The sequence below is a fragment of the Shewanella sp. genome, assembly GCF_051658185.1.
GTDB lineage: Bacteria > Pseudomonadota > Gammaproteobacteria > Enterobacterales > Shewanellaceae > Shewanella.
Genome location: NZ_JBOFMC010000192.1, coordinates 1 through 9145 on the forward strand (window position 1 = coordinate 1; position 9145 = coordinate 9145).

The window sequence follows — 9145 nt, forward strand, 5'->3', positions numbered from 1 at the left end:
CTAAGATCGCGGTGGGTAAGTCTTAAGCCATAAAAATACAGTGGTATTTTTGCTAAGGACTTCGCAGATGGGGACTGTGTTCAATGGCTTCGTATAAGTGATTTTGAATAAGTGATTCTGATTAAGCGACTCTGATCAAGCGATTCAGTTCAAGGAGCCAGCGACTTGATGAATAGAGCGGATTAACGGAACCAGTACCCTGCACAACCGAACGGCAGCAGAGACTCTGAGGCAATGAGGCAATATGAACCCCCTGAGCAAAAGGGCAAGGTGTTAAATTGCAACTGGCGCCGTAACAGTCTGGCGTGAGAGACAAAGGGATGCCCATCGCTCATAGCCCATAGCCCATAGCTCATAGTCCATAGTTTATCACCCATAACTAAATAGCGCTGGCGCAGCAGGAAAGGCCGCCAACTGAGTTGCCGACGCCAGCATCTTCCGTATCGTCACAGCATCTTATCGTCCACAGTTTAGGGATAAGAGGATACAGGATGGATTAAGGTTTGGATTGTATCGACGTGATCACGGCGCTAAAGGCATTGAAGTCCTGCGCCCCCACCAAGAGTTCAGGGGCCAGCAACTGCTTATCCTTCAGCGTGCCGATGACAAAGCTGGGCGTTCCCTGCACGCCAAGCTTGCTGCCGAGGGCTCGGTCAGCAGCGATTTGCGCTTTAGTCTCGACGGCGGTTTGGCAGTGATTAAATTGCTTCATATCCAGCTTAAGTTCATTGGCAAGTTGAGTGTAAAGCCCATCGTTCAGGACGGTCATATTGGCAAACAATTTATCACGCATTGGCCAATAAGCGCCTTGCTCACCGGCGCAGTAAGCGGCGATGGCCGCAGGCTCAGCATTGGCATGGAAGGTTAAGGGGAAGTTTTTTACTAAGTATTGCACCTTGCCGCTATCAATATAGGTCTGTTTGAGTTGGCTAAAAGTGGTATCCAAGAATCGTTTACAGTAAGGGCACTGGAAGTCAGAAAATTCAACAATGGCGAGCTGCGCCTGAGGATCGCCAAGGCTTGGAGTGTGAAGGCTGAGTTCCTGTTCACTGAGGTTCGGCAGTTTACGGGTGGTGGGCCGGGTGGAGGCCGTGGCGATCGTATGGATCTCCTCGACTTGGCTAGAAACCTGTTTGAGCTCGATTTTTATCTGACTTAGCTCAGCTTTGATGGCATCAAGCTGCGCCTGACTCTCTGTTGAAGCTGTTGAAGCTTGACCTTGCTCTAATTTTTGCGGCTGGCAGGCGCTTTGGCTAAGCCCTAGCAGTAGTGCCAGCAAGAGGGGGGTGGGTGTGAATGTCATTGATTGCTCCTTGTTGGGTGCCTCCTGCAGCCTGAGGTACCGTTAACGTTGAATGTTGCACTTCTTGATTAAGCGGTAAAATGTTGACCTTGAAATCTTTAATTGCTTAGCGGCGGCAGAGATATTGTTGTGATTATCGGCGACGGCCTTAAACAATACATTCGCATCGAGCTGGGCGGCATTGAGAGGGAGTGCTGTCCGCGCTAGCTTGCCTAGATGGCTGGGGATCCCCAAGGCATCGGCGTGGATAATCGGGCCATCGCTCATGATCATGGCGCGGCGCACTCGATTTTGGAGTTCTCGTACATTGCCCGGCCAACTGTAGTTGCAAATAGACTCCACCGCGTCGTCAGCAAACTGCCGTTTTTGCCCCGCAGCGGTGTTATGCAAAAATTGTTCTGCAAGCATCATGATGTCGCTTTTGTAATCCCTAAGGCTCGGAATATGGAGTCGGAGCACATTGATGCGATGATAGAGATCTTCCCGGAACTTACCTTCTTCTACGGCGTTTTCCAGATCAATATGGGTTGCAAAAATCAGCTGGCAATCTACCTTGATGGGCTGGCTGCTGCCGATGCGCAAAATGTGTTGATTGTCGAGGAAATGCAGCAGGTTGACTTGAAGCTCGAGCGGCAGATCGGCAATTTCATCTAAAAACAGGGTGCCGCCCTCGGCCTGCTCGATATGGCCAATGTAGCGTTTATCTGCCCCGGTGAAGGCGCCTTTTTCATGGCCAAACAGGGTCGATTGGATAAGAGAGGCAGGCAGCGCGCCACAATTGACGGAGACAAAAGGCCCCTCGGCGCGGCGTGACAGTGTATGTAACCATCGGGCACACAGGCTCTTGCCCGTCCCTGTCTCGCCTGAGAGCAATATGGTTTCATCGGTATGGGCTAATTTGTGGATGTCTTGTTTTAACTGAGCAATACAGGGGTGTGAGCCTTGGATCTCATGGAGAACATCTATCTCATGGCGCTCGATGGACGCCGCGCCTTCTGCGAGTAGTTTGGCCATGCCTTCGGCGTGGCCAAGACTGCGATTCACGTTGTCCCAGTCCAGTGGCAGATGATGGTAATCAATAAAATGAGCGGCAAATAGCCAATGGCATGGATGCTCCAATGTATGCTCTGTCAGGGCTTGCCAAAGTAGGTGGGGGAAATGGTGCTGGATATGGCGGATGTCGGTGGCCAAGGAATGAGAGTGGCTATCAATTTGTGCCAGCGCGATCCGTACTTGATGACTATTGAGAAGAACGATGGCCTGCTGACTCGTGCTTGCTAGCAAACATTGCCAAGCGTATTGGCTGAGTTTATCGCTGATGGTTTGCGCACTATCAGCCCGGGACAGCAGCAGTAATGTACGCTGTCGAACATTGGCTAAATGCGGTTTGTTATGCTGTTGCGAGCACATTTTTTAAGCCAAGTGGTACTCAGGTTCTAAAGTGTATGCACAGATCCCCCATCCTTCAAGCAAGGGGCGACATTAGGCGGCTTAGGGTGATTTAATCGTGCCAATATGGCATGTTTTGAGGTGCAGCGGGTCAATCGAAGAAATAAAAACATCGGCATAAGCCGATGTTTTTTTGTCTATTATTCAAGTTATCCCGAGTCGGTTAGACCTCGTTAAAGGTGCTCCAGATGGGCGCATGATCTGAGGGTTTATCGATTGCGCGCAGACAGTAATCGACGTCCGACTCGATTAGGCGCGCGGCCAGTGATGGTGTTGCTAAAATCACATCGATGCGCAGACCACGGTTATCATCAAAACCTTTGCTGCGGTAATCAAACCAAGAATAGCGCTCGGTGCGCGTTGGGTGTAATTGACGGAAGGTGTCGATTAAGCCCCAGGCTTGCAACGTTTGCAGCCATTCACGCTCTTCCGGTTGGAAGCTGCACTTACCGGTTTTTAACCAACGTTTACGATTGATTTCGCCAATGCCGATATCTAAATCGATGGGCGAAATATTGATATCCCCTATGATGGCAATATCTTCATCGTTGCGGTGGTTGGCGTGCAGATGCGCCATTAAGTCCTGATAAAACTTACGTTTAGCGGGGTACTTGGTCGGATGATCGATACTTTCACCCTGAGGGAAATAGCCATTTAACACAGTCAATGGACGACCATTTGGCTGGGTAAAGGTGGCGATAATCATCCGGCGCTGGGCATCGTCATCATCGGTTGCAAAGCCTTTTTGCACCTTAATGGGGGCGACTTTAGACAGCATGGCCACCCCATAATGGGCTTTACCGCCATGATAGTGCACGTGATAGCCCATGGCCTCGACTTCGGCTAAGGGAAATGCCTCGTCATGAACTTTGGTTTCCTGCAGGCCAATAATGTCGGGTTGATGGCTATCGATCAGCGCTTGCAGTTGGTGCAGGCGAGAACGTAATCCATTGATATTAAACGACACAATTTTCATTAAGGCAGAACTCGTTTGAAGGGTTTAACGACCACACTCTGATACACGCCGGCGGCGAAGTAAGGGTCGGCATTCGCCCAAGCCTGCGCTGTGGCTAAGGAGTCAAACTCGGCCACGACCAGTGAGCCACTAAAGCCCGCTTCGCCGGGATTGTCGCTGTCAATGGCAGGATGAGGGCCGGCGAGCAATAAGCGGCCTTCATCGGCTAATTCTTGTAAACGTGCTAAATGGGCAGGGCGTGCGGCCAGACGTTTTTCTAAACTGTTGTCAACATCTTGCGCTGAAATCATGTACCACATTATTTGAATTCCTTGCGTTGATCTTCGGGAAGGTGTTTATAAAGATAAAATACGGTCAGGACAGTGTTCACTAAGGTTAAGGCGGTTAAGCCAAACACTTTGAAGTTGACCCAAGTTGCTAAGGGCAAACTAAAAGCCACGTAAATATTCACTAGGCCGCACACGGCAAAAAAGCTGACCCAATACCAAGTCACATGGGCCCAAATCTTATCAGGCACTTGCATTTCTTTGCCTAACATCGATTTTAATATTGATTTATTAAGGAGTTGGCTTACCCCTAAGGCGAGAGCAAAGAGGGCGTACACTATGGTCACTTTCCATTTAATAAAGGCATCGTCATGGAAGACTAAGGTGAGTGTGCCAAAGACGGTGACCATGGCGAAGGTGATCAGGTGCATCTTTTCAAGTTTTTTGTATAGCGCGTAGGTGACGATTAATTGCAGCGCCGTCGCTGCGATTAAGGCACCACTGGCGATATAAATATCAAAAAACTTATAGACGGCAAAAAAGATAATGAGAGGCAGGAAATCGAGCAGTTGTTTCATAAATAATCGTGGTAAAGAGACGTGGGCCAGAGTGTAACACGCACGGCGAGTGGGAAAAAGTCATCATCGGCGAGCATGGTCATTAAAGGCGTGAGTTTGTCGGGGCCCGCGGGCCTGACGTGGACGCTTGAGCGGTATGGACGGGCTAGCGTAGCGCTGGAGTGCCACTGTGCAGGGCATTTTTTAGTTCGCTATGGTGAATTTATCCTCGGCCTGAATGATCCAGGCTGGTGATGGTGTTCAGGGCATTTGATGGTTAATGAAGAGTTGGCACTAAGCACATAAACAGCTGCGTTAGCGCCATGGGGTAGGCAGTTGTCAGTGTGTTCAGCGTCATGGCCAAATAGAGGTTAAGCCAGACGCTGTTGGGTGGATGGTGTTAGGTTGCCGCTTTCATGGTGCGGGTAAATTCGCCCAGTGTGGTAAGCAGCTTAATTTCATCGTGTTGATAGGCCTCGATAATTTTGACTACGGCTGAGCCCGAGATCGCGCCTGCAGCGCCTGCGTTGATGGCGGCGCTCACCTGGGCCGGTTCTGCAATACCAAAGCCTAATAGCGGCGGCGGGGCATTCAATTCTTGCAGTTTAGCTAAAATCTCTTCGACAGGCGTACCCGCTTTAGTGTCGGTGCCCGTGACGCCCGCCCGCGATAATAAATAGGTATAGCCTTCACCACTTTGGCTGACCTTCGCCAGGGTTTCGCCATCGGCATTGGGCGGCGCAATAAAAATGGGCGCAATGCCATGGGCTTTGGCGGCTTGGATAAAAGGCGCGGCTTCTTCCACCGGCACATCGGCAATTAACACTGAATCCACGCCCGCTTGTTGCGCTTTCGCATAGAAAGCATCGATACCATTGGCGAACACCAGATTGGCGTACAGCAATAATCCTATGGGAAGTTCAGGGTATTTGGCGCGGATCTGGGCCAGCAATTCAAAGCAGGCTGTTGGTGTTGTGCCAGCGGCTAAAGATCTTAGGTTTGCGCCTTGGATCACGGGGCCATCGGCGAGCGGATCGGAGAAGGGAAAGCCGAGCTCCAACGCATCGGCACCGTTTTGTACTAAAGTGTCGATAATCTTAAGTGACAGCTCTGGGCTTGGGTCGCCTAAGGTGACAAAGGGCACAAAGGCGCCACGGCCTTCGGTTTTTAAACGGCTAAAGGCTGCTTGATACCGGCTGGCTTGATGAGGGATAGTTTGGTTTGAAATGCTGTTCATCTTAGTTATTCCTCTTTACCGTTTAAAATATCAGACACAGTGAAAATATCTTTATCGCCTCGGCCTGAGAGGTTGACGACCAGAATGGTTTCCTTGGTGCATTGTTTAGCAAGTTGTAAGGCGTAGGCAATAGCATGGGCTGATTCGAGCGCCGGGATTATCCCTTCGCTGCGGGCGAGCAGTTGGAAGGCTTCGAGGGCTTCATCATCGGTCGCCGATTCATAACGGGCGCGGCCGATGGCGTTCAAATGGGCATGCTGTGGGCCGACGGAGGGGAAGTCTAATCCCGCTGAAATCGAGTAAGATTCTTCAATTTGGCCTTCACTGTCCTGCATGAGTGGGGCTTTCATGCCAAAGAAAATGCCGGTTTTGCCATGCTTGAGCGGCGCGCCATGCATCGGGGTATCAATCCCTTTACCCGCAGGCTCGACGCCAATCAGCTCAACACTGGCTTCATCAATAAAGTCGGCGAACATCCCAATGGCATTGGAGCCGCCGCCGACACAGGCGATCACCGCATCGGGCAGGCGACCTTCGCGCTCAAGTATTTGTTTTTTGGTTTCTTCACCGATCATCCGTTGGAATTCACGTACGATGGTCGGGAACGGATGGGGCCCTGCTGCAGTACCTAAAAGGTAGTGAGCCTTTTCATAGCTACCTGACCAGTCACGCATCGCCTCGTTACAGGCATCTTTTAAGGTGGCAGAGCCTGAGGTGACAGGGATAACCTCTGCGCCCATCAGCCGCATTCTAAATACGTTAGGTGATTGGCGGGCCACGTCTTTAGCCCCCATATACACTTTGCATTTTAACCCCAGCAGGGCACAGGCCAGAGCCGTGGCAACACCGTGTTGGCCCGCACCGGTTTCGGCAATAATTTCTTTTTTACCCATGCGCTTAGCGAGCAACGCTTGGCCCAATACCTGATTGGTTTTATGGGCACCGCCATGGAGTAAATCCTCCCGCTTGAGGTAGATTTTTACCATAGGGTTGGGACTTAAGTTGCGGGTTAAGGTCAGCGCAGTGGGGCGGCCTGCGTAGTTTTTCAGTAAGTCGGTAAATTCGGCTTGGAAGGACGCATCGGTTTGCGCTTCAACAAAGGCACTTTCGAGTTGCTTGAGGGCCGGGACTAAAATCTGTGGCACATACATACCACCGTATTCGCCGAAATAAGGGTTAAGCTTTAACTGTGACATACCTTGTTCCTTATCCTATTCATTTGTTTCGATGGCGATGTTTGATTAACGTGTCATCGAGAGATTCATTCTTGTTATTGGGAGCGTTGTACTCGTTGTTACAAAATCATCAGAGTCGTAATTGGTTAAAGGCCGCGCGGATCTGTTCCGCCGATTTTATGCCGGGGGCGGTTTCGAGGCCGGAGTTAAAATCTAAACCGTAAAATCCTTGGGCATTGGCGGTCGCGGCATTGGCGGCACTGAGGCCTCCCGCGAGAAAGGCGTTTGCTTTATGGGCAAGAGGTAAGTGCCAATTAAAGGGCTGGCCCGTGCCACCAAAACCTGCATTATTTTTACTATCAAACAGATAACGTTGTACTCCTTTGGGCATGGCACCGAGTTCGCCGCTGGCGGCATCAACACTGACCGCCTTCCAAATGTGTGTCTTCAGTCCCGCTTGTTGTAATAATTGGCTTAGTTCGGCAATTTCGAGATCGGTTTCACTGCCATGCAGTTGCACGGCGGCCAAATCACATGCTTTGGCGAGATTGACTATCAACTGAGGTGTGCTGTTAACAAATACGCCCACCAATTCAATGGCGGGCAATTTGGCTGCGTGGTATTGCTCGACTAAATGTTTGGCGGCATCTTTTGTGAGTGCGCGTGGCGATTTTTCAGCAAAAATGAGTCCAGCATAAACGGCGCCGGCATTGGCCGCCGCTTCAATATCCTCAAGGCGGGTGAGGCCGCAGACTTTATTGTGACCGAAGATCAATTTACGGCAGGCCAAATCAATATCTTCTTCGGCCATAATTGAGCTACCGACCAAGAAGCCATCGACCAGCGGACTTAAGCGGCGCACTTGGTCATTGGTATAAATCCCCGATTCGCTGATCACCACGCGATCGCGGCCAATATGGGGCGCGAGGGCCTCAGTGGTGGCAAGATCGGTGCTTAAATCCCGCAAGTTACGGTTATTGATGCCAATAATCGGTGCATCTAAGGCGATGGCGCGCTTAAGTTCTTCCTCATTGCTGACTTCGGTCAATACATCGAGTTGATACTTGGCCGCTTCGCTGGCAAGTTGCTGATATCGCTCATCATCGAGTACAGAGAGCATTAACAAAATGGCATCGGCGCCCTGATGGGCCGCCAATTTGATTTGATATTCATCAACAAAAAAGTCTTTACACAGAATGGGTTGGCTCACCTTTGCCCGCACTTTAGGGATATAGTCCATGTCCCCTTGGAAAAATTGCTCATCGGTTAATACCGAAATCCCGGCGGCATATTTTGTATAAATTGAGGCGATGGCTTCGACATCAAAGTCTTTACGGATTAACCCTTTGGATGGGCTCGCTTTTTTGCATTCTAAAATATAACTCGCCTTTGGTGCTTTGAGGGCGGCGAATAGGCTACGGTCCGAGACTTTAGGGGCTAAGCTTGCCTCAGGAAATCGCAGTTTAAGGGCGGCAATATGGGCGACTTTAGTGTCGACGATACGGGTTAGCACGTTGGCTTTTGCGGTGTGGGTTTGCATTATGCCCCTGACGTCTTGAGATGCTTGATAATCTTGCGAGCGATTTGCGTCGGGTTGTTGAACCTGTGTCATGGCCACTATTCCTGTGCTTCGCTACTGACTTTAGCGAGTTGGTTAATTAATTCAAAGGCTTTGCCGCTTTTTATGGTGCTGAGCGCAAGGGCGGTTCCCATTTTTACTGATTCCGACAAGCCACACAGATATAGGGCACAACCGGCATTGATGGCAACCGCGTGAGTGTGGGCGTCGCTGCCGTGTCCTTGTAAAATCGTTTGGGTGATCAGGGCGTTTTGAGCCGGGTCTTCCCCCTCGAGCTCGTAAAGGTGAGCGTGCGGTACACCAAAATCTGCTGGCGTTAATTGATATTCAATAATTTCACCGTCTTTAAGTTCAGCCACTTGGGTGCTGCCATGGAGGGCGACTTCATCTAAACCGCTGCCATGTACCACCATGGCTCTTTGGGTGCCAAGGGCTTGCAGCACGCGGGCGATAGGGGTAACCAACTCTGGGCTATATACCCCAAGTAGCATAAACTCGGGGCGCGCTGGGTTAATCAACGGTCCTAACACATTGAATAATGTGCGAGTTTTTAGTGCTTGCCTGACTGGGGCTGCATGTTTGACGCCGCCGTGGTAGTGGGGG

General features: G+C 50.6%; 9 protein-coding genes. All 9 read right to left on the bottom strand.

The window, feature by feature from the left end; translation table 11 throughout:
* Positions 1-496 precede the first annotated feature (496 nt).
* Entirely contained in the window at positions 497-1303 is an 807-nt protein-coding gene (locus ACRCZA_RS07635) for a DsbA family protein (protein ID WP_438673856.1), read from the bottom strand.
* Between the two features lie 42 nt (positions 1304-1345).
* Positions 1346-2713, bottom strand: coding sequence for a sigma-54 interaction domain-containing protein (locus ACRCZA_RS07640; protein ID WP_438673857.1), 1368 nt, complete (start codon positions 2711-2713; stop codon positions 1346-1348).
* Positions 2714-2915: 202 nt separating this feature from the next.
* Positions 2916-3728, bottom strand: coding sequence for an exodeoxyribonuclease III (gene xthA, locus ACRCZA_RS07645; RefSeq protein WP_438673858.1), 813 nt, complete (start codon positions 3726-3728; stop codon positions 2916-2918).
* The gene (locus tag ACRCZA_RS07650; RefSeq protein ID WP_438673859.1) at positions 3728-4027 is read right to left on the bottom strand and encodes a YciI family protein; all 300 of its coding nucleotides are present in this window, start codon (positions 4025-4027) and stop codon (positions 3728-3730) included. Before ACRCZA_RS07650 ends, xthA begins: the two co-directional genes overlap by 1 nt.
* Complete coding sequence (locus ACRCZA_RS07655) at positions 4027-4572, bottom strand: septation protein A (protein WP_438673860.1); 546 nt, start codon at positions 4570-4572, stop codon at positions 4027-4029. Before ACRCZA_RS07655 ends, ACRCZA_RS07650 begins: the two co-directional genes overlap by 1 nt.
* A gap of 379 nt (positions 4573-4951) precedes the next feature.
* Positions 4952-5788: a tryptophan synthase subunit alpha gene (gene trpA, locus ACRCZA_RS07660; protein ID WP_438673861.1), complete on the bottom strand. Its 837-nt coding sequence runs from the start codon at positions 5786-5788 to the stop codon at positions 4952-4954.
* Positions 5789-5793: 5 nt separating this feature from the next.
* Positions 5794-6984 carry a tryptophan synthase subunit beta gene (gene trpB / locus ACRCZA_RS07665; protein ID WP_438673862.1) on the bottom strand — a complete coding sequence of 397 codons (1191 nt, stop codon included), beginning with the start codon at positions 6982-6984 and terminating at the stop codon, positions 5794-5796.
* Between the two features lie 109 nt (positions 6985-7093).
* Positions 7094-8503, bottom strand: a complete 1410-nt coding sequence (trpCF, locus tag ACRCZA_RS07670; protein WP_438673864.1) for a bifunctional indole-3-glycerol-phosphate synthase TrpC/phosphoribosylanthranilate isomerase TrpF — start codon at positions 8501-8503, stop codon at positions 7094-7096.
* 77 nt (positions 8504-8580) lie between these two features.
* On the bottom strand, positions 8581-9145 hold a 565-nt coding region (gene trpD / locus ACRCZA_RS07675), incomplete at its 5' end, for an anthranilate phosphoribosyltransferase (RefSeq protein ID WP_438673863.1).